The organism is Pseudomonas serboccidentalis (genome assembly GCF_028830055.1).
In the GTDB taxonomy this organism is placed as follows: Bacteria; Pseudomonadota; Gammaproteobacteria; order Pseudomonadales; family Pseudomonadaceae; genus Aquipseudomonas; species Aquipseudomonas serboccidentalis.
In genome coordinates this window covers 668,133-689,558 of record NZ_CP101655.1, presented here as the reverse complement: position 1 = coordinate 689,558, position 21,426 = coordinate 668,133, and the positions used below count along the sequence as shown (strand labels likewise).

The window sequence follows — 21,426 nt, the reverse complement described above, 5'->3', positions numbered from 1 at the left end:
CGAAGTAAAGACCAGTCTCAGACTTCTGTCGCCTGAAGCGGCGCCTTCGCGAGCAAGCTCGCACACAAGGTTCTTCAGCGAACACAAAATTTGTGAGCACCAGAGAAAACTGTGGGGGCTTGCCCGCGAAGGGGTCAACCCGGAATCGGCTATTTCACCCCCGTCCGCACCACCGACAACTCCGGCGCACTCACCCGCCGCTGACTCAGATACCGCGTGCAGCTCACCCGCAGGAACGAGGCAAAATTCACCACCTCCCCGCGATAATCCATCACCTCTTCATACAGCTTGGCAATCAGTTGATTGGTGGTCATGCCATCGACTTCGGCGATTTCGCTGAGGATGTCCCAGAACTGGTTTTCCAGGCGCAGCGTTGTCACCACGCCGCAGATGCGCAGCGAGCGCGAGCGTGATTCGTAGAGAATCGGGTCGGCCTTGACGTAGAGCTCGCACATGGGCGAATCCTCGTTACAGGGTGATTTTGGTGCCAAGCAAGCCGAGGAAACCGGCCAGCCAGTTCGGATGCGCCGGCCACGCCGGGGCAGTGGCAAGATTGCCTTGAACATGGCCGTCCGTCACCGGGATGTCGATGTACGTACCACCCGCCAGGCGCACTTCCGGGGCGCAGGCCGGATAGGCGCTGCACTCGCGACCTTCGAGAACGCCCGCCGCCGCCAGCAATTGCGCGCCGTGGCAGACCGCCGCAATCGGCTTGCCGGCCTTGTCGAAGGCGCGCACCAGCTCCAGGACTTTTTCGTTCAGGCGCAGGTATTCCGGCGCACGACCGCCCGGGATCAGCAGCGCGTCGTAGTCCGCCTCGGCGACCTTGGCGAAGTCGAAGTTGAGGGCAAACAGGTGACCGGGTTTCTCGCTGTAGGTCTGATCGCCTTCGAAGTCATGGATCGCGGTGCGCACGGTCTTGCCGGCGGCCTTGTCCGGGCACACGGCGTGCACGGTGTGACCGACCATTTGCAGGGCCTGGAACGGCACCATCACTTCGTAGTCTTCGACGTAATCGCCGACCAGCATCAGGATTTTTTTCGCGGCCATGGGGGAAGTCTCCTCGGGAATGGGCTTGCGGGAGTATTCAAGGTAGACCTTATCCGTTCGAACAGGTAACAACCGGCTACTACGACCTGTCCCGTGCAGGAGCTGCCGAAGGCTGCGATCTTTTGATTTTGCCTTTAAAAGCGAAGATCAAAAGATCGCAGCCTTCGGCAGCTCCTACAGGGGTTACCGCCAACTGTACGCCTAAGTCTGTGCCCAGCTGTAACAGCCCGACCCTCCCGGTTTATGGCTAGATGAAGCCACCTCCCTGTCACCTTCAATTCTGGTCACCCACATGTCTTCGCGCGAAAACACCGGCATGGCCCTGGGCCTGCTCGGGGTTGTGATTTTCAGCCTCACCCTGCCCTTCACCCGGATTGTGGTGCAGGAGCTTCACCCATTGCTCAATGGCCTCGGCCGGGCGTTGTTCGCGGCGATTCCGGCAGCGCTGCTGTTGTTGTGGCGTCGGGAGAAGTGGCCGACCTGGCAGCAAGTCAAAGGCCTGAGCCTGGTGATTGCCGGGGTGATTCTCGGCTTCCCGGTGCTGTCAGCGTGGGCCATGCAGACCTTGCCGGCGTCCCACGGCGCATTGGTCAACGGGCTGCAACCGTTGTGCGTGGCGCTGTATGCGGCGTGGCTGTCCCATGAACGGCCGTCGAAAGCCTTCTGGGCCTGCGCCGCGCTGGGCAGTGCGCTGGTGCTCGGTTATGCGTTGTACACCGGTGCCGGCAGCATTCAGGCCGGGGACTTGTTGATGCTCGGCGCGATTGCCGTGGGGGGGCTGGGGTATGCCGAGGGTGGCCGACTGGCCAGAGAGATGGGCGGCTGGCAGGTGATCTGCTGGGCGCTGGTACTGTCGACGCCGCTGCTGATCGGGCCGGTGTTGTACCTGGCGCTGCAACATCAGGGCGCGGTCTCGGCCAAAACCTGGTGGGCCTTCGGTTATGTGGCGCTGTTCTCGCAGTTTCTGGGTTTCTTTGCCTGGTACGCCGGGCTGGCGATGGGTGGCATTGCGCGGGTCAGTCAGATCCAGCTGTTGCAGATCTTCTTCACCATCGCGTTTTCAGCGCTGTTCTTTGGCGAACATGTCGAGCCGATCACCTGGGTGTTTGCCTGTGGGGTGATTGCCACGGTGATGCTCGGTCGCAAGACCGCCGTGCGCCCCGCTCAACCGGCCACGGCATGACCACCGCACCCTCGGATGGCGAGCGCATGACCCTGTAGGAGCTGCGGCACGCTGCGATCTTTTGATCTTGAAGGCAACATCAAAAGATCGCAGCGTGCCGCAGCGCCTACAGGTTTTTGTGTCGGATCAGTAATCCATGGCGCGCATCAGGGTTTGTGTCAGGCGAGGAAGCCATCAGTGCGCAGCAAGGTTTCCAGACAGTGCTCACTGATGTGGTAGAACGCCTTCAACTCCGCAATTTTCACCAGCAACTGAGCCGGGTCCACCGGCTCGGCGCGTTTGACCGCCAGAATCATCTTGTTCTTGTTGGTGTGTTCCAGCGAGATGAACTCAAAGACTTTGGTCTCGTAGCCACAGGCCTCGAGGAACAACGCACGCAGGCTGTCGGTGACCATTTCGGCCTGTTGGCCCAGGTGCAGACCGTATTGCAGCATCGGCTTGAGCAGCGCCGGGCTCTGGATCTGCAGGCGGATCTGCTTGTGGCAGCACGGCGAGCACATGATGATCGACGCACCCGAGCGGATGCCGGTGTGGATCGCGTAGTCAGTGGCGATGTCGCAGGCATGCAGGGCGATCATCACGTCCAGCTCGCTCGGTGCCACGCTGCGCACGTCACCGCACTTGAACACCAACCCCGGGTGTTCCAGTTTCGCTGCGGCGGCGTTGCACAGGTTGACCATCTCTTCACGCAACTCGACGCCGGTGACTTCACCTTCGGCCTTGAGCGTGTTGCGCAGGTAATCGTGGATGGCAAACGTCAGGTAACCCTTGCCCGAACCGAAGTCCGCCACCCGCACCGGTCTGTCCAGCGCCAGCGGTGACGAGGTCAGGGCATGGCTGAAGACTTCGATGAACTTGTTGATCTGCTTCCACTTGCGCGACATCGCCGGGATCAGCTCGTGCTGCGCGTTGGTCACACCCAGGTCCTTGAGGAACGGTCGGCTCAGGTCCAGAAAGCGGTTCTTCTCGCGGTTGTGCTCGGCGGATGGCGCTTCACGCAATTGCTGAGGCTTGCTCTTGAACAGCGAAGGCTTGCCCTTTTTGCTGTATTCGAGCTGGGCTTCGTCAGTCACGGTCAGCAAATGCGCATTTTTGAATGCGGCCGGCAGCAGCTCGGCAATCACCGCCACGCCTTCGCTCAGCGGCAGGTTCTTGGTGATGTCGCGGGTCTTGTAGCGATAGACGAAGGACAGGTTTGGCTGAGCCTTGACCGTCACCGCTTTGATGATGATCCGCTGCAGATCCGCCTCTTCACCCACGTACTTGGCCAGCACCAGTTTGATGAAGCCGTTCTGTTCGAGGCTGGTTTGCAGCAGCTCGATGAACTGGGCGTGATGATCAGGCGCGGGCTTGATGGAAGGGGCGGTAACGGACATGGAAAAGCGGCCTCGGACGGGCGAAATCGGGAATGGCGGGTATTTTAGGGGGGATGGGGGTTGGGGACACGCTCTTATTTACCCAACGGCACAAATCAAAAGATCGCAGCCTGCGGCAGCTCCTACATCTGGACCGCGCGCCCCTGTAGGAGCTGCCGCAGGCTGCGATCTTTGCTTTACCCCAGCACAATCAACCGATTGGGCAATTCATTGCGTACCTGCGTCACCGGCACATGCACCTTGAGCAGCTCACCGCAGGCCTCGATGCAGGTGACGAACCCCTCCAGCGTACGCCCCTGCCGCACCTGCTCGGTGAACGCCGCGACTATCGAGTCCCAGCTCTTGTTGTCCAGCCGCCGGGAAATCCCCTCGTCCACCAGAATCTCCACATAGCGCTCGGCCTCGCAGACAAAGATCAGCATCCCGGTGCTGCCGACGGTGTGGTGCAGGTTCTGTTCGAGAAACTGCCGCCGCGCCAGGTTCGATGCCCGCCAGTGCCGCACGCGGCGCGGGATCAGGTGGGTGGTAACCTTCGGCAGACGAAACACCAGGCACAGGACAATGAACAGCCCCCATTGCACCAGCAACAGGGTGTGCATCGTCAGCCAGCCGGTCAGATAGTGAACGATGCCCGGCACCAGCAGCGCCAGCAGGCTGGCCCACAGCAACGGGATGTACGCGTAGTCGTCGGCGCGGGCCGCCAGCACCGTTACCAGTTCGGCGTCGGTATCGCGCTCGACCCGGGCAATCGCCTCGGCGACTTTGCGTTGTTCGTGTTCGGTCAGTAATGCCATGTCGAAAAGTGCCTGATCATTATTGTTGTGTGTTCACCAGCCGCCGGACGAACCGCCGCCGCCGAAACTGCCCCCGCCGCCACTGAAGCCCCCGCCTCCACCGCCGCCGCCAAAACCACCTCCGCCGAAACCGCCCCCGCCACCGGAGCCACCACGGCCGGCGGGAAGGATACCGAGCATCTGGCAGACAAACACCGTCAGGATGAACAACATCACCAGAAAAACGAATAACAGCGGATGGCGCGAGACAAAATCGTTTTGCGGATCGCCGCTCGACTCATACACCGTCGAGGGCTCGTCCAGCGGATTGCCGCCCAGCACCACCAACATCGCCGCCACGCCGTCGCTGATGCCCTTGCTGAAATTGCCGGCCTTGAACGCGGGGGTGATCACTTGATGGATGATCACCGAGGTCTGCGCATCGGTCAGCCGATCCTCCAGACCGTAGCCGACTTCGATGCGCAGCTTGCGCTCGTCCCGGGCGACGATCAGCAGCGCGCCGTTGTTCTTGTCCTTCTGGCCGATGCCCCAGTGCCGGCCCAGTTGTACGCCGTAATCCTCAATGGTGGTGCCCTGCAGATCAGGCACCGTCACCACCACCAGTTGCTCGCCGGTCGCCTGCTCATGTGCCTGCAATTGCTGGCTCAATTGGGCGCGCACCGAGGGCTCGAGCATCTGCGCCTCGTCCACCACCCGCCCGCTCAGCGCCGGGAACGTCAACTCGGCCCGGGCGCTGAGGGCGAACAGCCACAGCATCAGCACCAGCACCAGACCTATCTTCAACACACGCATCTATTACCCCCACCAATCCCTGTAGGAGCTGCCGCAGGCTGCGATCTTTTGATCTTGTTTTTTAAAAACCAACGTCAAAAGATCGCAGCCTGCGGCAGCTCCTACACAGGCTTTGTCAGAACTTCACTTCCGGGGCCTTTTCCGCACCGGGGGTGGTGGCTTCGAAGGTTTCGCGAATCGGCAGATCGCTGTACATCACGCTGTGCCAGAGGCGACCGGGAAAGGTGCGGATCTCGGTGTTGTACTTCTGCACCGCCAGAATGAAATCGCGCCGGGCCACGGCAATCCGGTTTTCCGTGCCTTCGAGCTGCGATTGCAGGGCCAGGAAATTCTGGTTGGCTTTGAGGTCCGGATAACGCTCGGACACCACCATCAGACGGCTCAAGGCACCACTCAACTGATCCTGAGCCTGCTGGAACTGTTTGAGTTTTTCCGGGTTGTCGAGGGTGCTGGCATCGACCTGGATCGACGTCGCCTTGGCCCGGGCTTCGACCACAGCGGTCAGGGTCGCCTCTTCATGCTTGGCGTAGCCTCGGACGGTTTCCACCAGATTGGGAATCAGGTCGGCACGGCGCTGGTACTGGTTCTGTACCTGGCCCCAGGCCGCCTTGGCCTGTTCGTCGAGAGTCGGGATATTGTTGATGCCGCACGCGGTCAATAACGTGGCGAGCACCAGCAACGTGGCGATCTGCAAGCGCGAGCGATTGGTTGGACTTACATTCATCAGAGTGATGCTCCCTGGCGTATTTCATAAAAAACCGACCGTGAAACCTTCTGCGTCGGCTGTTGGGGCATAATCGGCCGCGCCACTGGATTGCAACGGGCCGATGGGCTAAAAAGAGGCCCTGCGCAAACGCTGCCGACGGTCGGCGGGCGTTTTTGGCTCGGTCATTTTGAGCCTGCACCCGAACAACAATAGTCGCTCCCTAACTTTTGGCTGGCCGGCATTGCATTGCCGTTTGGGCCCTTGAGAAAAATATTCATGAAGAAGCTGTGTTTGCTGGGTCTGTTCGTCAGCCTGGCCAGTCATCAAGTATTGGCCGCCACGACCCCGGTACCCCTGGAAAACAAGGACGCGTTCATCAGCAATCTGATGAAGCAAATGACCCTCGACGAGAAGATCGGCCAGTTGCGCCTGATCAGCATCGGCCCGGAAATGCCTCGCGAGTTGATCCGCAAAGAGATCGCCGCCGGCAACATCGGCGGTACGTTCAACTCGATCACCCGCCCGGAAAACCGTCCGATGCAGGACGCGGCGATGCGCAGCCGCCTGAAGATTCCGATGTTTTTTGCGTACGACGTGATCCACGGTCACCGTACGATTTTCCCGATTCCGCTGGCTCTGGCGTCGAGTTGGGACATGGACGCCATCGGCCAGTCCGGGCGCATCGCCGCCAAAGAGGCTGCCGCCGACAGCCTCGACATCACCTTCGCGCCAATGGTCGACATCTCCCGCGACCCGCGCTGGGGCCGCAGCTCCGAAGGTTTCGGTGAAGACACCTACCTGACTTCACGCATTGCCAAAGTGATGGTCAAGGCCTATCAGGGCGAGACCCCGAGCGCGGCCGACAGCATCATGGCCAGCGTCAAGCACTTCGCCCTGTATGGCGCGGTCGAGGGCGGTCGCGACTACAACACCGTCGACATGAGCCCGGTGAAGATGTACCAGGACTACCTGCCGCCGTACCGCGCCGCGATCGATGCCGGCGCGGGCGGGGTGATGGTCGCGCTGAACTCGATCAATGGTATTCCGGCCACGGCCAACACCTGGCTGATGAACGATCTGCTGCGCAAGGACTGGGGCTTCAAAGGTCTGGCCGTCAGCGATCACGGCGCGATCTTCGAACTGATCAAGCACGGTGTCGCCCGCGACGGTCGCGAAGCAGCGAAGCTGGCGATCAAGGCCGGTATCGACATGAGCATGAACGACACCCTGTACGGCAAAGAGCTGCCGGGGCTGCTCAAGTCCGGCGAGATCGAACAGAAAGACATCGACAACGCGGTGCGCGAAGTGCTCGCCGCCAAATACGACATGGGCCTGTTCAAGGACCCGTACCTGCGCATCGGCAAGGCCGAGGATGATCCGGCCGACACCTATGCCGAGAGCCGTCTGCACCGCACCGAGGCCCGCGATGTGGCCCGTCGCAGCCTGGTGCTGCTGAAGAATCAGAACGATACCCTGCCGCTGAAGAAAGACGCGAAAGTCGCGCTGGTCGGTCCGCTGGCCAAGGCGCCGATCGACATGATGGGCAGTTGGGCAGCGGCCGGCAGACCGGCGCAATCGGTCACCCTGTTTGATGGCATGAGTTCGGTGATCGGCAACAAGTCGAACCTGATCTACGCCCGTGGCGCCAACATCACCAGCGACAAGAAGGTGCTCGACTACCTGAACTTCCTCAACTTCGATGCGCCGGAAGTGGTCGATGACCCGCGCCCGGCCAACGTGCTGATCGACGAAGCAGTGAAAGCCGCCAAGGACGCCGACGTGATCGTCGCCGCCGTCGGCGAGTCCCGTGGCATGTCCCACGAATCCTCCAGCCGTACCGACCTGAACATCCCGGAAAACCAGCGCGCGCTGATCCGTGCCCTGAAAGCCACCGGCAAGCCATTGGTGCTGGTGCTGATGAACGGCCGGCCGCTGACCATTCTCGAAGAGAACCAGTCGGCTGACGCGATTCTGGAAACCTGGTTCAGCGGCACCGAGGGCGGCAACGCCATCGCTGACGTGCTGTTCGGCGACTACAACCCGTCGGGCAAACTGCCGGTGACCTTCCCGCGCTCCGTGGGCCAGATCCCGACCTACTACAACCACCTGAGCATTGGCCGGCCGTTCACGCCGGGCAAACCGGGCAACTACACCTCGCAGTATTTCGATGACACCACCGGCCCGCTGTTCCCGTTCGGTTATGGCCTGAGCTACACGAACTTCAGCCTCAGCGACATGGCGCTGTCGTCGACCACGCTGAACGCCACCGGCAAGCTTGACGCCAGTGTCACGCTGAAAAACACCGGCAAACGTGACGGCGAAACCGTGGTGCAGTTGTACATTCAGGACGTCACCGGCTCGATGATCCGCCCCGTGAAAGAACTGAAGAACTTCCAGAAAGTCATGCTCAAGGCCGGTGAACAGAAAGTCGTGCACTTCACCATCACCGAAGACGACCTGAAGTTCTACAACGCCCAGCTCAAGTACGCAGCGGAGCCTGGCAAGTTCAACGTGCAGATCGGCCTGGATTCACAGGACGTGACGCAGCAGAGCTTTGAGTTGCTGTAACCGTTAAAGCAAAAGATCGCAGCCTGCGGCAGCTCCTACAGGGAATACACCATCCCAATGTAGGAGCTGCCGCAGGCTGCGATCTTTTGATCTTGCTTCTGCCTTATCCGCGGCGGTCGAGAATGTTGACCACCAACCGATCCACCCAGCCCCAAACCCGCTGCTTCACCCGCCGCCACAATGGCCGGCGCTGCCACTCCTCCAGACTGACCAACTGGCTCAGTCCGAAGTCTTTCTCGAAACTCTTCACCACCGCTGCCGTCAACGACGGGTCCAGTGCCTCCAGATTCGCTTCCAGATTGAAGCGCAGATTCCAGTGATCGAAGTTGCACGAACCGATGCTCACCCAGTCGTCCACCAGGACCATTTTCAGGTGCAGGAAGCACGGCTGGTATTCGAAAATCTGCACCCCGGCCTTGAGCAGGCGCGGGTAGTAGCGATGGCCGGCGTATCGCACCGACGGGTGATCGGTGCGCGGCCCGGTCAGCAATAACCGCACGTCGACACCATGGGCAGCGGCCTTGCGCAGCGAGCGGCGGATTTTCCAGGTGGGCAGGAAATACGGGGTGGCCATCCAGATGCGTTTCTGCCCGCTGTTCAAGGCGCGAAACAGTGATTGCAGAATGTCGCGATGCTGGCGCGCATCGGCGTAGGCCACGCGGCCCATGCCCTCGCCCATGTCCGGGACCTTGGGCAGGCGCGGCAGGCCGACATGCGCCGAAGGTTTCCACGCCCGGCGATGACGGTTGGCGATCCATTGGCGGTCGAACAGCACTTGCCAGTCAAGCACCAGCGGGCCGGTGATTTCCACCATCACTTCGTGCCATTCGCTGCTGTCCTGCCCCGGCGTCCAGAACTCATCGGTGACACCCGTGCCGCCGACCACTGCCAGACGCTGATCGACCAGCAGCAATTTGCGGTGATCGCGATAGAAATTGCCGACCCAGCGCCGCCAGTTCAGGCGATTGTAGAAACGCAATTCGACCCCGGCCTTTGTCAGGCGCTGACGCAGGTGCAGGGTAAACGCGAGGCTGCCGTAGTCATCGAACAGGCAGCGCACCCGCACACCGCGCTCGGCGGCCTGTACCAACGCCTGAACCACGGCTTCGGCGCAGGCGCCGGCCTCGACCAGATACAACTCCAGTTCGACCTGCTCTTCAGCGCGGGCAATTTCCACCAGCATGCGCGGGAAGAATTGCGGGCCGTCGATCAACAGTTCGAAACGGTTGCCGTCACGCCACGGGAACACCGCGCCGCGCATGTCAGCGCGCCGTGAAGATCAGCACCGCACCCACCGGCACCGACAGACTGATGGCCGACAACCCGGCCAGGTTGCGCAGGGTTTCCAGCCCCGGCGCCAGATCGAAATCCTCGGCGTTGATCACCAGCGGCTCCAGTGTCACCACTTGAAAACGGCGGTCATCGAGACGCGTGGCCAGCAACTCCGCCGGGTACTCGTGTTGTTTGCCGTGCAGATTGACGGTCAGCGGCAGACGTAATTCAAGCTGCGCGCCGGGGGCCAGATCGTTGATCGGGCGCAGGTCGATCTGGGCGCTGATGGTCGCTTCCGGGAACTGCTCGATCTGGAACAGTTCCTTGCGCATGCGCTCGTCGCGCAGCGGGATGCCACTGTTGATCGAGTCCAGCTCGACTTCGACCTCGGCGCGACCGCCGGGATCGACCTTGCCGTGCAGCACCAGAAAGCGCTGCACTTCGCAAATGTGGGCATTCTTCGTGCTGACAAACGACAGCCGCGACGACTCGCCGTCCAGATACCAGTTGGCCTGCGCCGGCAACGCGGCAGCGGCCAGCAGCAGACTGGCGAAGGCTTTATAGAGGGGGCGGTTGAACATTGAATACTCGTGGGGGCGATAAACCTGCACGAACCTTAACCGGCCATAGGTTTATTGCAAACATCAAGATCAAAAGATCGCAGCCTGCGGCAGCTCCTACAGGATCTGGTTCACACATCCACTCTGTAGGAGCTACCGCAGGCTGCGATCTTTTAAGGCTGTAAACGGCAGCCTTGCCGTTCGCTCAGCCACTGCGCGCGGTTGCTGCGGCCCATGCCGCTGACGGTGATGGTTTTGCTCGCGCTGTCATCGCTGAACCCACTGGTGGGCAGCCACTGTTTGACATAGCTCCGGCAATACTCGGCCTCGTTGTTCATCACGTAGCGACACGAACAATATTCCTTCGCCGTGTAAGCACTGATGATGTCCGGGAACGCCCAGAGGTTTTCCCGCTCGAGCCAGATCCAGCCGAGCAACACGATCAACACCAGCAGCAACATCCGCTTGAGCCGTTTCATGGCTGCACCGCCTTGAGCACGCGCTTGAGCAGTTCGGTGTGGCGGTAGCTGCCGTCACGATCATCGGCGTAACGCACGATCACCAGTTTCTCGCTGGGGATCACATACAGCGCCTGGCCCCAGTGACCGAGGGCGGCGAAGGTGTCGGGCGGCGCGTCGGGCCACGGCGCGGCGGCGCCATCGGCCGGGCGATTGAGCCACCACTGGCCGCCGGGTACCGCTTCGTCCTGATGCGCCTTGTAGCCGGCAAACGGCTCGCGGTTGAAGGCCACCCAATCCCTGGGCAACAACTGTCGATCATGCCAGCGCCCCTCGCGAGCCATCAGCAAACCGACGCGGGCCAGATCCCGGGCGGTGAGGTAGGCATACGACGAGGCGACAAACGTGCCGCCGGCATCGGTTTCCCACACGGCATGACGAATGCCCAGCGGCTCGAACAGCGCCGTCCACGGATAGTCGGGATAACGTTGCTGGCCAACCATGTTCTTCAGCGCCGCCGCCAGCAGATTGCTGTCGCCACTGGAATACCGAAACGCCTGCCCCGGCGGCGCGTAGGCATCGTGATCGGCGCTGAACGCAGGCATGTCGCGGTGCCCACGGGTGTAGAGCATCGCCACCACCGACGACTTCAGCGGCGCGTATTCGTAGTCTTCCTGCCAGTCCAGCCCCGAGGCCCAGTGCAGCAGATCGGCGATTGTTATGGCCGGGTGTTTTTCCAGTGTCGGGTAAAACCTCACGGCCGGATCTTCGAGCTTGAACAGGCCTTCGCCATACGCCACCCCAAGCACCGTGGCCATCAGACTTTTGCTGATCGACCAGGTCAGGTGCGGCGTCTCGGCACGGGTCGGGACGGCGTAGCGTTCGTAGACCAACTGGCCGTCGCGGATGATCAGCAAGGCGTCGGTGCGGATGCCTTGGCGGGTGTGGTCATCGCGGGATGGGAAGGCGTAGGTTTCCAGCGCCTCGACGGCAGGGCCGCTGAGTCTGGCGCCGCTCGGCCATTGTTCGCCGGGCCATTGCTCGGCCTGGACCGTGAAGCTGATCAGCAGCAGAAACAGGGACAGGCCTTTGCACATGGAAAAGTCTCAACCGACGGGTGCGAAGATCATGGCCCAGAAAAATGACAATCTCCCAATCACTGTAGGAGCTGCCGCAGGCTGCGATCTTTTGATTGTGCTTTTAAAGATCAAAAGATCGCAGCCTGCGGCAGCTCCTACAGGGGAATGTGCAGGGCTTTGGCCAAGCGCTTGGCCCTCGCACCGGTCGCCAACTGCATTACCGCCTGATCACGCTGCCACATCTGTACCCACTCCGGACTACTCTCGGCCAACGCCTGATCGATCTCGGGTTTGAGCGCATCAAACTGCGCAAACAACCCACCCAACAACACATGCCCGGCCGGATTGTTCGGTGGCTGGCGGCTCGCCTCCGCGCACCCGGCCAACAGCGCGAGCAAGCGCAATTGCAGCGCCTGCGACCAGCCACTGTCCTGACCGACGCCATACAGCCACGCGGTCATCGCGCTCAATACATAAACATCTTCCAGGGTGCGGAACGGCTTCACATAAGCATCCCAACCGTCCCCTGCGAGCAACTCGCACAGCGCGCCGTCCAGGTACAGCCGACCGTGACTGATGTCCGGCATCAGCGGCAGTGCCGGGAGTTTTTCCACCCGCACGCCGGGCTCGCCGGGGTAGACCACCGCCAGACTCAGGCGCGGTGCCTCGCCGGGTTCTTCACTGCGTGCGGCGACGAGCAGCCAGTCCGCCGCATCCCCCGCCGTGACGAAATCCTTTTGCCCGTTGAGTCGTAAATCGCTCAGGCGCGTCTGCATGTCCGCCGGGCGCAGGCTGCGCTGCTCGGTCGCACACAACGCGCCAAGGCTCGGCGGCGCGCTCGGCCAGAGCATGCGCAATGCCGCCTGATAACCCACCAGAAATGCCAGCCCCGGTGTCGCCATCCGCCGCCCTCCCGCCACCGCCAGTTCAAACGGCGTGACGTTGCCCAGTTGATCCAGCAACGCGGCGAAACCCTCCGCAAGATCGGCAACGGCGGGCAGGCGTTCACGGCTTTCGAGCAGGCTGGGCCAGGGCATAAGAGGCTCCTTGTGGGCTGTCATACAAGCATCACCAAACGTTCATGGCGATGACACCGGGGCTACATAGCCTGACTTTGCACAACATGGCTGCATAAAGAAAGTCGATCGGCTGCAACCCACGACGGGTTCAAGGCCCGTACGGAGATTCAAATGACTCAGATCGCCCGCATCAGCGACACCGGCAATGAACGCCGCCTGCAAGCCGAACGCCTGATCGGCGCCGAGGCCCTGCAGCAAGCCCAGGCCTTGCGTTTCAACGTGTTCAGCGGCGAGTTCAACGCCAAGCTGAAAGGCGCGGAACTGGGTCTGGACATGGATGACTATGATGTTCACTGCAGCCACATCGGCGTGCGTGACCTGAACACCGGGCGTCTGGTCGCCACCACCCGTTTGCTTGATCACACCGCCGCCAGCAGCCTGGGCAAGTTCTACAGCGAAGAAGAATTCAGCCTGCATGGCCTGACACATCTGAAAGGCCCGATTCTCGAAATCGGCCGCACCTGCGTCGACCCGGCCTACCGCAACGGCGGCACTATTGCGGTGCTCTGGGGTGAATTGGCTGAAGTGCTCAATCAGGGCGGCTACAGCTACCTGATGGGTTGCGCGAGCATTCCGATGCAGGACGGCGGCGTGCAGGCCCACGCGATCATGCAGCGCTTGCGTGAACGCTACCTGTGCACCGAACACTTGCGCGCCGAACCGAAGAATCCGCTGCCATCGCTGGATATTCCATCCAACGTGATCGCCGAAATGCCGCCGCTGCTCAAGGCTTACATGCGCCTGGGCGCGAAGATCTGCGGCGAGCCGTGCTGGGACGAGGACTTCCAGGTCGCCGACGTGTTCATCCTGCTCAAGCGCGACGAACTCTGCCCGCGCTACGCCAAGCACTTCAAGGCGGCCGTGTGATGAGCCGGTTTCGCGTGTACGCGCGAATCGCGCGGGTGTTGGTGGTGGTGACGCTGGGCCTGATCATGGCCAGCGTCTTCGGTGTGTTCGAGCGTCTGGGCCTGGCGCATTCGATGCAACGCCGTCAGCGCTGGTCGCGATTTTTCATGGCGCGCCTGAGCAATGCCCTGCCCTTTCGCGTGACCGTGCATGGCGAGCTGCCGAAACAGCCGATGCTGTGGGTCAGCAACCACGTGTCATGGACCGACATTCCGCTGCTGGGCATGCTCACACCGCTGTCGTTTCTGTCCAAGGCCGAAGTGCGCACCTGGCCAGTGGCCGGTTGGCTGGCAGCCAAGGCTGGCAGTCTGTTCATCCGTCGCGGTTCGGGCGACAGCCAGTTGATCCGCAAACAGATGACCCGCCATTTGCAAACCCGACATCCGCTGCTGATGTTCCCGGAAGGCACCACCACCGATGGCCGCTCGCTGCGCACCTTTCATGGTCGCCTGCTGTCGGCGGCAATCGATTCCGAGGTGATGCTGCAACCGGTGGCGATCCGTTACCTGCGTGATGGCGAAATCGACACGCTGGCGCCGTTCATTGGTGATGATGACTTGCTGTCGCACCTGATGCGCCTGTTCAGCAATGATTGCGGCGATGTCGAAGTGCATCTGCTCAAGCCAATCGCCTGTCAGGGTCGCGAGCGTGCGGCACTGGCGTTCGAAGCGCAGCAGGCGGTGCAGAAGGCGTTGTTTGGTGATATCGCCAAACCGGCCGAGCCACGGCGTGCCGGCGAACTGATCGCTGCCTGAAAAGCAAAAGATCGCAGCCTTCGGCAGCTCCTACACTGATCCCCTGTAGGAGCTGCCGAAGGCTGCGATCTTTTGATCTTGCCTATCCCTGTGAAGCCGCAAAGTCCTGCAGTTGCGGGTAGAACAAGCGGAAATCCTCACTCAGCGGCTCATACAAGCGCCGCAACTCCTGCATCGCCCCCGCCAGTTCCTCAGGCCGGGTCAGGCGCCGGGAGATCCCGCGCAACACCTGCTCCAGCACTTCGAACTCCTGATATGAACCCAGCCAGTCATTGGCGACCATGTGCGGCGCGATCATCGCCAGGCGTTCGGGCAGTTGCCTTTCACTCGACAGCACGCGGTAAACGTCGGTGGTGAACTGCTCCAGCGGCTGATCGGCGTACAGCGTCCAGTCGCGCGCCAGGCAATGGTCGAAAAACACATCGAGGACGATCCCGGCGTAGCGCCGACGCGTCTGCGAAAAGCGCCCGAGCGCCGTGTCCACCAAAGGATGGCGATCGGTGAACACATCAATTCGGCGGTGCAAGTGAATCGCCGCTTCAATCTGCGGAGCAAACTGCCCCTGCAGCCGTCCTTTGACGAAATCGCCATACAGACTGCCGAGTAATTGCTCGGGGCGCTGGCCTCCGAGGTGTAAATGTGCGAGATAGTTCATGGGCGCAGCTTAGCACTGCGCGCTTTCATCGTTACACCACACGTATCGTTATAACCCGATATACCGATTTATGCGGTCGTCAGATCAAATTCATATTGGTATATCGCGAAATACCGATTTAAAGTTCGCTTCATCGCGATATAGCGCTACACATCACGAGCACAAAGCCATGAACCTCGACCTCGACGAAATAATAAAAGCCCTGGCACACCCAGTACGGCGAGACATCCTCATCTGGCTGAAAGACCCCAAAGCCGAGTTTCCGGAACAGTTGCACAACCACGAGTACGGCATCTGCGCCGGGCAGATCGATCAACGCTGCGGCCTGTCGCAGTCGACCGTCTCCGCCCACCTGGCGACCCTGCAACGCGCAGGCCTGATCAGCAGCCAGAAAGCCGGCCAGTGGCACTTCTTCAAACGCAACGAGGACGTGATCCAGGCGTTCCTCGACGCCATCGTCAAAGAGCTCAGCGCTCCCACAAGGAATTGATTCAAATGCCCCTCTCGCTACTCATCCTGGCCTTGAGCGCCTTCGCCATCGGCACCACCGAGTTCGTCATCATGGGCCTGCTGCCCGATGTGGCGGCCGACCTCGGTGTGTCGATCCCGGGCGCCGGCTGGCTGGTGACCGGTTACGCCCTGGGCGTGGCCATCGGTGCACCGTTCATGGCACTGGCCACCGCCAGACTGCCACGCAAGGCGGCACTGGTAGCGCTGATGGGAATTTTCATCGTCGGTAACCTGCTGTGCGCCATCGCCAGTGACTACAACGTGCTGATGTTTGCCCGTGTCGTCACCGCGCTGTGCCACGGTGCGTTCTTCGGTATCGGTTCTGTCGTAGCCGCCGGGCTGGTAGCGCCGAACAAACGGGCCTCGGCCGTGGCGCTGATGTTCACCGGCCTGACCCTGGCCAACGTGCTCGGCGTGCCACTGGGTACGGCGCTGGGTCAGGAAGCTGGCTGGCGTTCGACCTTCTGGGCCGTGACCGTGATCGGTGTGATCGCGCTGATTGGCCTGATCCGCTTTCTTCCGGCCAAGCGTGACGAGGAAAAACTCGACATGCGCGCCGAACTCGCGGCCCTCAAAGGCGCCGGTATCTGGCTGTCGCTGAGCATGACCGCGCTGTTCGCCGCTTCCGTATTCACCCTGTTCACCTACGTCGCCCCCCTGCTCGGCGAAGTCACCGGTGTGTCGCCGCGTGGTGTGACCTGGACGCTGATGCTGATCGGCCTGGGCCTGACCGTCGGCAACATCATCGGCGGCAAACTCGCCGACAAAGGCATGGCCGCCACGCTGATCGGCGTATTCATCGCCATGGCCGTGGTCTCCACCGTGTTGACCTGGACCAGCGTTGCGCTGATCCCGACTGAAATCACCCTGTTCCTCTGGGCCACTGCGTGTTTCGCCGCCGTACCGGCGCTGCAAGTCAATGTGGTGACCTTCGGCAAAGCGGCACCGAACCTGGTTTCGACCCTGAACATCGGCGCGTTCAACGTCGGTAACGCCCTCGGCGCCTGGGTCGGCGGCAGCGTCATCGCCCACGGATACGGTCTGACCCGCGTGCCGCTGGCCGCCGCCGCTCTGGCGGTGCTCGCCCTGCTGGTGACCCTGATCACTTTCCGTCAGAACGGCAATGCCGATCTGGCCCCGGCAACTAACTGATTAACTTTCACTGACGAGGGTTGTACACATGGCAACTATTTTCGATCCGATCAAACTGGGCGACCTCGAGCTGTCCAACCGCATCATCATGGCCCCGCTGACCCGCTGCCGCGCCGACGAAGGCCGCGTGCCGAACGCGCTGATGGCCGAGTACTACGTGCAACGTGCCTCCGCCGGCCTGATTCTCAGCGAAGCCACGTCGGTGACCCCGCTGGGCGTCGGTTACCCTGACACCCCGGGCATCTGGTCCAACGACCAGGTCCGCGGCTGGACCAACGTGACCAAGGCCGTACACGCTGCCGGCGGCAAGATCGTCCTGCAACTGTGGCACGTCGGCCGGATCTCGCACCCCTCGTACCTCAACGGTGAAACACCGGTCGCCCCGAGCGCGATCCAGCCTAAAGGTCACGTCAGCCTGGTTCGCCCACTGGCCGACTACCCGACCCCGCGCGCTCTGGAAACCGCTGAAATCGCCGAAATCGTCGACGCCTACCGCACCGGCGCCGAGAACGCCAAGGCCGCCGGTTTCGACGGCGTGGAAATCCACGGCGCCAACGGCTACCTGCTCGACCAGTTCCTGCAAAGCAGCACCAACCAGCGCACCGACAACTACGGTGGCTCTCTGGAAAACCGCGCGCGTCTGCTGCTGGAAGTGACTGACGCCGCGATCGACGTCTGGGGCGCCGGCCGTGTCGGCGTGCACCTGGCCCCCCGCGCCGACTCCCACGACATGGGCGACGACAACCTCGCCGAGACCTTCACCTATGTCGCTCGCGAACTGGGCAAGCGTGGCATCGCCTTCATCTGCTCCCGCGAGAAAGAAGGCGCCGACAGCCTCGGCCCACAACTCAAAGAAGCCTTCGGCGGCGCGTACATCGCCAACGAACGCTTCACCAAGGACAGCGCCAATACGTGGCTGGCTGAAGGCAAGGCTGACGCTGTAGCGTTCGGCGTACCGTTCATTGCCAACCCGGACCTGCCTGCACGCCTGAAAGCCGATGCCCCGCTGAACGATCCGCGCCCTGAGCTGTTCTACGGCAAAGGCCCGATCGGCTATATCGATTATCCAGCGCTGTAAACAACATCAACAAACAAGAAGCCCTGCCTCGAAAGAGCCAGGGCTTTTTTATTTTCATACATTTAAAAAGTCGCCACACAAACAATATAAACCTAAGCTTGATTCAGCAACCAATTAGTTGCCAATCAACCAACTTAATTAAATAACGACATATAAACATGAATGATATAGACCCAAACAAACTTACATTTATCCTGCAAATCACCAATGCCACGGATTCTACTTTCTGGCTTGACGATTCGTCTCCAACGCACCCACCCGTGACTCGTATCGACAAGATCCTCCCTTACCAGACCGTCTTTATGGTGTTTGAAGGAGATCCTCATCTGAAGCAGGACATCGATATTGATTACGATATCAAAAAAGAGGTATTCACCACTTACATCTGCTACACCAACTACAAACAAAAAGTACAGTTCGACACCACGCTCAGTTATTGTCACAGACAAATCGCGGGACACCGAATTCCAACAGTCGAACTCTTCTGGGAAACCAATGCTTTCTCTATTGGCGCCGAACCCGTCACCTGCGGCGCGGCCCTGGAAAATGAAAACCCGGTTTACCCTTACAGCTATAAGATGATCGCTTTTATGACGCCGTCGGCCTGATGAAGGGTTATCCGCAGGTTCTGAAGTCAGTCGGATCAACCACGACGCTTGCTTGATCCCAAGCGACCGTAAGACCGCTGAGGCCAATCACCGCGACACCGATCACGCCAAAGCTGTCCGGGGTATGGTCGAAAATCAAATACCCGTATATCCCGGCAAACAGAATCTGCCCGTAACGGAAGGGTGCCAGCATTGCCAGTGCCGCATGGCGGAAAGCCTGGGTCAGCGACAGGTGACCGAGCAGGTCGCAGTGCCCAGGCCAATCATGAACAGGCCATGCAACAGCGTCGGCGTGCTCCAGAAGAACGGCACCCGTGCAGTCATGATCAGGCTGTTGAGAATGCCGGTGAGAAAGTTGCTGGTGGTCGGGCTGTCGATCCCGCTGAGCAGGCGGGAGAGCAATTGATAGAAGCCAAACCATAATGCCGAGCACAATGGCAACAAGATCGCCGAGGTGAACAGCGCACCGCCGGGCCGCACAGGGCACGCAGAAATTGCAAACCGGGCCGGTTGGTGCGTTCCACCGCTTAAAAACCAGTGCGCGGCACGAAAATCACCAGGAAGATCAGCGCGACACACTTATCGCCTGCTCGCGCCCTCGTAGCCCGGGTTGTTAACATTCATTCACACACTCGACACAAAACCCCTACAAAATACGTAGCTCGCTACCTATCAACCTGGCAAACGTACGTATATAAAAGCACCCCATTACAGAAAGGCGAACGACGCAGGGACATTTCCCTCGCTTCAAGCCTTGACACGAGCGGATCCAATTACGCATTTTGTTTCATTTGCGCAGGCTGGGGCTCAGGCGCAGCATATCCAGTCCTGTATCGACCCAGCGCTCGGCTTCAGCATGCAGTTGGAAGCTGTCGGGCGCCAATAGCCATCCATACAGGAGGCCATCGATATAAGCATGAATGCTGATGGCCGCCCGGGCAGTGTCGAGATCTTCCGGCAACTGGCCGCGATTTACCGCATTACGCAGGGTCAGAGCGATGCGCGTGTTGCAATCGAGACTGACTTCCCGGCGCTGCTGACGCAGATCGCACATTTCATCGGTGAACTCGCACTTATGAAACAGAATTTCGTTGATACGCCGGGTCTTCGGGTCCAGCGCAACTTGATGAAACAAATGAATCAGCAATTCGCGCATGCAGCCCAGCGGATCCAGCTCATCCTCACTTTCACTGGCCCGGGCCAGCTCATCCAGTGGCTCACGCAAAGAGTCGAGCATGGCCTGTACCAGATCGGCCTTGTTGCTGAAATGCCAATAGATGGCACCGCGCGTGACGCCGGCCATCGTCGCGATATCCGCCAGGGTCGTGCGGGCCACGCCCCTTTCATAAAACGCTTTCTCGGCCGCTTCGAGAATCTGGCTTCGCGTTTCCTGAGCTTCCTCTTTGGTACGACGGACCATGGCAGTAAAACCTCAAACAGGATGTTTCAGGGATGGCTGAATATCCACTGAATAAAGAAGGGGCCGATCTCTCACGAATCGGCTCCCAGGCCTACAATTTCAAACCTTGCGACGCATTTTGTAACAGGGTAGGTACGAAGCCAAGGTATTTACAAACAACCATGAACGTAAGTATATTACTTAGCAAGCTACTTATCCACTCGACCCGATTTTTTTACCCTTCCACACTTCTTGTGCGCATTTTGCGCGCCTGACCCGAGGATCTTCATGCAATTCAAGCCAGCTGTTACCGCTCTGGTCACTGCCGTCGCCCTGGCATCGCTGCTCAGCGGATGTAAAAAGGAAGAAGCGGCCCCGGCCGCTCCGCCTCCTCAGGTCGGCGTCGTCACCCTGCAACCACAAGCGTTCACCCTCACGTCCGAACTGCCGGGCCGCACCAGTGCGTACCGCATCGCTGAAGTTCGACCACAGGTCAACGGCATCATTCTCAAGCGTCTGTTCAAGGAAGGCGGCGATGTCAAAGCCGGCCAGCAGCTGTATCAGATCGATCCGGCGGTCTATGAAGCGACCCTGAAAAGCGCCGAAGCCAGCCTGCGTTCGACCAAGTCGATCTCCGACCGCTACAAGCAACTGGTCGATGAGCAGGCCGTGAGCCGTCAGGAATACGACACCGCTGTCTCCAACCGCCTGCAATCGGAAGCATCGCTGCAGAGCGCGCAGATCAACGTGCGTTACACCAAGGTCTACGCGCCGATCTCCGGCCGTATCGGCCGCTCTTCGGTGACCGAAGGCGCACTGGTCAGCAATGGCCAGGCCGACGCCATGGCGGTGATCCAGCAACTGGACCCGATCTATGTCGACGTGACCCAGTCTTCGGTCGAATTGCTGGAACTGCGTCGCGAACTGGAAAGCGGTCGTCTGCAAAAGGCCGGCGACAATGCGGCAGCGGTCAAGCTGACCCTTGAAGACGGCAGCCAGTACAAGCTTGACGGCAAGCTGGAATTCTCCGAAGTGTCGGTTGATCAGACCACCGGCTCCGTGACCCTGCGCGCGGTATTCCCGAACCCCGATCACACGCTGCTGCCAGGTATGTTCGTCCACGCCCAGTTGCAGGCGGGTGTGAACAGCGCGGCGATCCTCGCCCCGCAACAAGGCGTGACCCGTGACCTCAAAGGCACGCCGACCGCGCTGGTCGTTGGCCCGGACAACAAGGTCGAGTTGCGTCAGCTCAAGGCCAGCCGCACCGTCGGCAGCCAGTGGCTGATCGAAGACGGCCTGAAGGCCGGCGACCGACTGATCACCGAAGGTCTGCAATTCGTCAAACCGGGCATCGAAGTCAAGCCAAGCGAGGCGACCAACGTCGGCGCAAAGAACCCGGCCCCCGCACAGGCAGCTGACAAAGCCGCCGGCGGCAAAGGGGAGTAA

The 21,426-nt window shown here is 60.7% G+C and carries 22 protein-coding genes and 1 pseudogene; 9 read left to right on the top strand and 14 right to left on the bottom strand.

Going from position 1 to position 21,426, the window contains the following annotated elements; translation table 11 throughout:
- Nucleotides 1-149: 149 nt before the first annotated feature.
- Both NN484_RS03080 and NN484_RS03075 read right to left on the bottom strand, forming a co-directional pair.
- Nucleotides 150-455 (bottom strand): ribbon-helix-helix domain-containing protein, encoded by a 306-nt coding sequence (locus NN484_RS03080; protein ID WP_127649703.1) that lies wholly within the window; start codon nucleotides 453-455, stop codon nucleotides 150-152.
- Between the two features lie 13 nt (nucleotides 456-468).
- Nucleotides 469-1,050, bottom strand: a complete 582-nt coding sequence (locus NN484_RS03075) for a DJ-1/PfpI family protein (protein ID WP_123465380.1) — start codon at nucleotides 1,048-1,050, stop codon at nucleotides 469-471.
- Nucleotides 1,051-1,342: 292 nt separating this feature from the next.
- Here NN484_RS03075 and NN484_RS03070 point away from each other — a divergent pair, with 292 nt between their 5' ends.
- Nucleotides 1,343-2,233 carry a DMT family transporter gene (locus tag NN484_RS03070; RefSeq protein ID WP_127649702.1) on the top strand — a complete coding sequence of 297 codons (891 nt, stop codon included), beginning with the start codon at nucleotides 1,343-1,345 and terminating at the stop codon, nucleotides 2,231-2,233.
- A gap of 158 nt (nucleotides 2,234-2,391) precedes the next feature.
- On the opposite strand, the gene NN484_RS03065 is transcribed toward NN484_RS03070, so the two are convergent.
- The 4 genes from NN484_RS03065 to NN484_RS03050 form a co-directional block, all read right to left on the bottom strand.
- On the bottom strand, nucleotides 2,392-3,609 hold the full coding sequence (locus NN484_RS03065; RefSeq protein ID WP_215501525.1) for a class I SAM-dependent methyltransferase: 1,218 nt from the start codon (nucleotides 3,607-3,609) through the stop codon (nucleotides 2,392-2,394).
- A gap of 176 nt (nucleotides 3,610-3,785) precedes the next feature.
- On the bottom strand, nucleotides 3,786-4,403 hold the full coding sequence (locus NN484_RS03060; RefSeq protein ID WP_127649700.1) for a TPM domain-containing protein: 618 nt from the start codon (nucleotides 4,401-4,403) through the stop codon (nucleotides 3,786-3,788).
- Nucleotides 4,404-4,436: 33 nt separating this feature from the next.
- A complete protein-coding gene (locus NN484_RS03055) occupies nucleotides 4,437-5,195 on the bottom strand; it encodes a TPM domain-containing protein (RefSeq protein ID WP_274658555.1) in 759 nt (252 codons plus the stop codon).
- Between the two features lie 115 nt (nucleotides 5,196-5,310).
- Complete coding sequence (locus tag NN484_RS03050) at nucleotides 5,311-5,919, bottom strand: LemA family protein (RefSeq protein ID WP_127649698.1); 609 nt, start codon at nucleotides 5,917-5,919, stop codon at nucleotides 5,311-5,313.
- A gap of 258 nt (nucleotides 5,920-6,177) precedes the next feature.
- On the opposite strand from NN484_RS03050, the gene bglX reads away from it, so the two are divergent.
- Nucleotides 6,178-8,469, top strand: coding sequence for a beta-glucosidase BglX (gene bglX / locus NN484_RS03045; protein ID WP_274658554.1), 2,292 nt, complete (start codon nucleotides 6,178-6,180; stop codon nucleotides 8,467-8,469).
- A 103-nt stretch (nucleotides 8,470-8,572) separates the two neighbouring features.
- Here bglX and NN484_RS03040 read toward each other — a convergent pair whose 3' ends face one another.
- The 5 genes from NN484_RS03040 to NN484_RS03020 all read right to left on the bottom strand — a co-directional run bounded on the left by NN484_RS03040 (nucleotide 8,573) and on the right by NN484_RS03020 (nucleotide 12,875).
- On the bottom strand, nucleotides 8,573-9,730 hold the full coding sequence (locus NN484_RS03040; RefSeq protein ID WP_127649696.1) for a phospholipase D-like domain-containing protein: 1,158 nt from the start codon (nucleotides 9,728-9,730) through the stop codon (nucleotides 8,573-8,575).
- Between the two features lies 1 nt (nucleotide 9,731).
- Nucleotides 9,732-10,322, bottom strand: a complete 591-nt coding sequence (locus tag NN484_RS03035; protein ID WP_127649695.1) for a YceI family protein — start codon at nucleotides 10,320-10,322, stop codon at nucleotides 9,732-9,734.
- A gap of 152 nt (nucleotides 10,323-10,474) precedes the next feature.
- Entirely contained in the window at nucleotides 10,475-10,780 is a 306-nt protein-coding gene (locus NN484_RS03030; RefSeq protein WP_215501522.1) for an amidase, read from the bottom strand.
- The gene (locus NN484_RS03025; RefSeq protein ID WP_274658553.1) at nucleotides 10,777-11,856 is read right to left on the bottom strand and encodes a serine hydrolase domain-containing protein; all 1,080 of its coding nucleotides are present in this window, start codon (nucleotides 11,854-11,856) and stop codon (nucleotides 10,777-10,779) included. The genes NN484_RS03030 and NN484_RS03025 overlap by 4 nt, the downstream gene beginning before the upstream one ends.
- Nucleotides 11,857-11,993: 137 nt before the next feature.
- Nucleotides 11,994-12,875: an acyl-CoA dehydrogenase family protein gene (locus NN484_RS03020; protein WP_274658552.1), complete on the bottom strand. Its 882-nt coding sequence runs from the start codon at nucleotides 12,873-12,875 to the stop codon at nucleotides 11,994-11,996.
- Between the two features lie 153 nt (nucleotides 12,876-13,028).
- Between NN484_RS03020 and olsB the strand changes: the two genes are divergently transcribed.
- Nucleotides 13,029-13,784, top strand: a complete 756-nt coding sequence (olsB, locus tag NN484_RS03015) for an L-ornithine N(alpha)-acyltransferase (RefSeq protein WP_127649691.1) — start codon at nucleotides 13,029-13,031, stop codon at nucleotides 13,782-13,784.
- A complete protein-coding gene (locus tag NN484_RS03010) occupies nucleotides 13,784-14,578 on the top strand; it encodes a lysophospholipid acyltransferase family protein (RefSeq protein ID WP_215501519.1) in 795 nt (264 codons plus the stop codon). The genes olsB and NN484_RS03010 overlap by 1 nt, the downstream gene beginning before the upstream one ends.
- 82 nt (nucleotides 14,579-14,660) lie before the next feature.
- On the opposite strand, the gene NN484_RS03005 is transcribed toward NN484_RS03010, so the two are convergent.
- A complete protein-coding gene (locus NN484_RS03005) occupies nucleotides 14,661-15,233 on the bottom strand; it encodes an acyl carrier protein phosphodiesterase (RefSeq protein WP_215501518.1) in 573 nt (190 codons plus the stop codon).
- 169 nt (nucleotides 15,234-15,402) lie between these two features.
- On the opposite strand from NN484_RS03005, the gene NN484_RS03000 reads away from it, so the two are divergent.
- The 4 genes from NN484_RS03000 (at nucleotide 15,403) to NN484_RS02985 (ending at nucleotide 18,581) form a co-directional block, all read left to right on the top strand.
- Nucleotides 15,403-15,723 carry an ArsR/SmtB family transcription factor gene (locus NN484_RS03000; protein ID WP_025110729.1) on the top strand — a complete coding sequence of 107 codons (321 nt, stop codon included), beginning with the start codon at nucleotides 15,403-15,405 and terminating at the stop codon, nucleotides 15,721-15,723.
- Nucleotides 15,724-15,728: 5 nt separating this feature from the next.
- On the top strand, nucleotides 15,729-16,895 hold the full coding sequence (locus NN484_RS02995; RefSeq protein ID WP_127649688.1) for an MFS transporter: 1,167 nt from the start codon (nucleotides 15,729-15,731) through the stop codon (nucleotides 16,893-16,895).
- Nucleotides 16,896-16,923: 28 nt separating this feature from the next.
- Nucleotides 16,924-17,973: an alkene reductase gene (locus tag NN484_RS02990; RefSeq protein ID WP_215501516.1), complete on the top strand. Its 1,050-nt coding sequence runs from the start codon at nucleotides 16,924-16,926 to the stop codon at nucleotides 17,971-17,973.
- A gap of 158 nt (nucleotides 17,974-18,131) precedes the next feature.
- Nucleotides 18,132-18,581, top strand: a complete 450-nt coding sequence (locus NN484_RS02985; RefSeq protein ID WP_215501515.1) for a hypothetical protein — start codon at nucleotides 18,132-18,134, stop codon at nucleotides 18,579-18,581.
- Between the two features lie 7 nt (nucleotides 18,582-18,588).
- On the opposite strand, the pseudogene NN484_RS02980 reads toward NN484_RS02985, so the two are convergent.
- Nucleotides 18,589-19,061 (bottom strand): annotated as a pseudogene (locus NN484_RS02980) (DMT family transporter); the annotation flags it as partial.
- A 307-nt stretch (nucleotides 19,062-19,368) separates the two neighbouring features.
- The gene (gene emhR, locus NN484_RS02975) at nucleotides 19,369-20,001 is read right to left on the bottom strand and encodes an efflux system transcriptional repressor EmhR (RefSeq protein ID WP_127649686.1); all 633 of its coding nucleotides are present in this window, start codon (nucleotides 19,999-20,001) and stop codon (nucleotides 19,369-19,371) included.
- Nucleotides 20,002-20,268: 267 nt separating this feature from the next.
- Between emhR and emhA the strand changes: the two genes are divergently transcribed.
- A complete protein-coding gene (gene emhA, locus NN484_RS02970) occupies nucleotides 20,269-21,426 on the top strand; it encodes an efflux RND transporter periplasmic adaptor subunit EmhA (RefSeq protein WP_215501514.1) in 1,158 nt (385 codons plus the stop codon).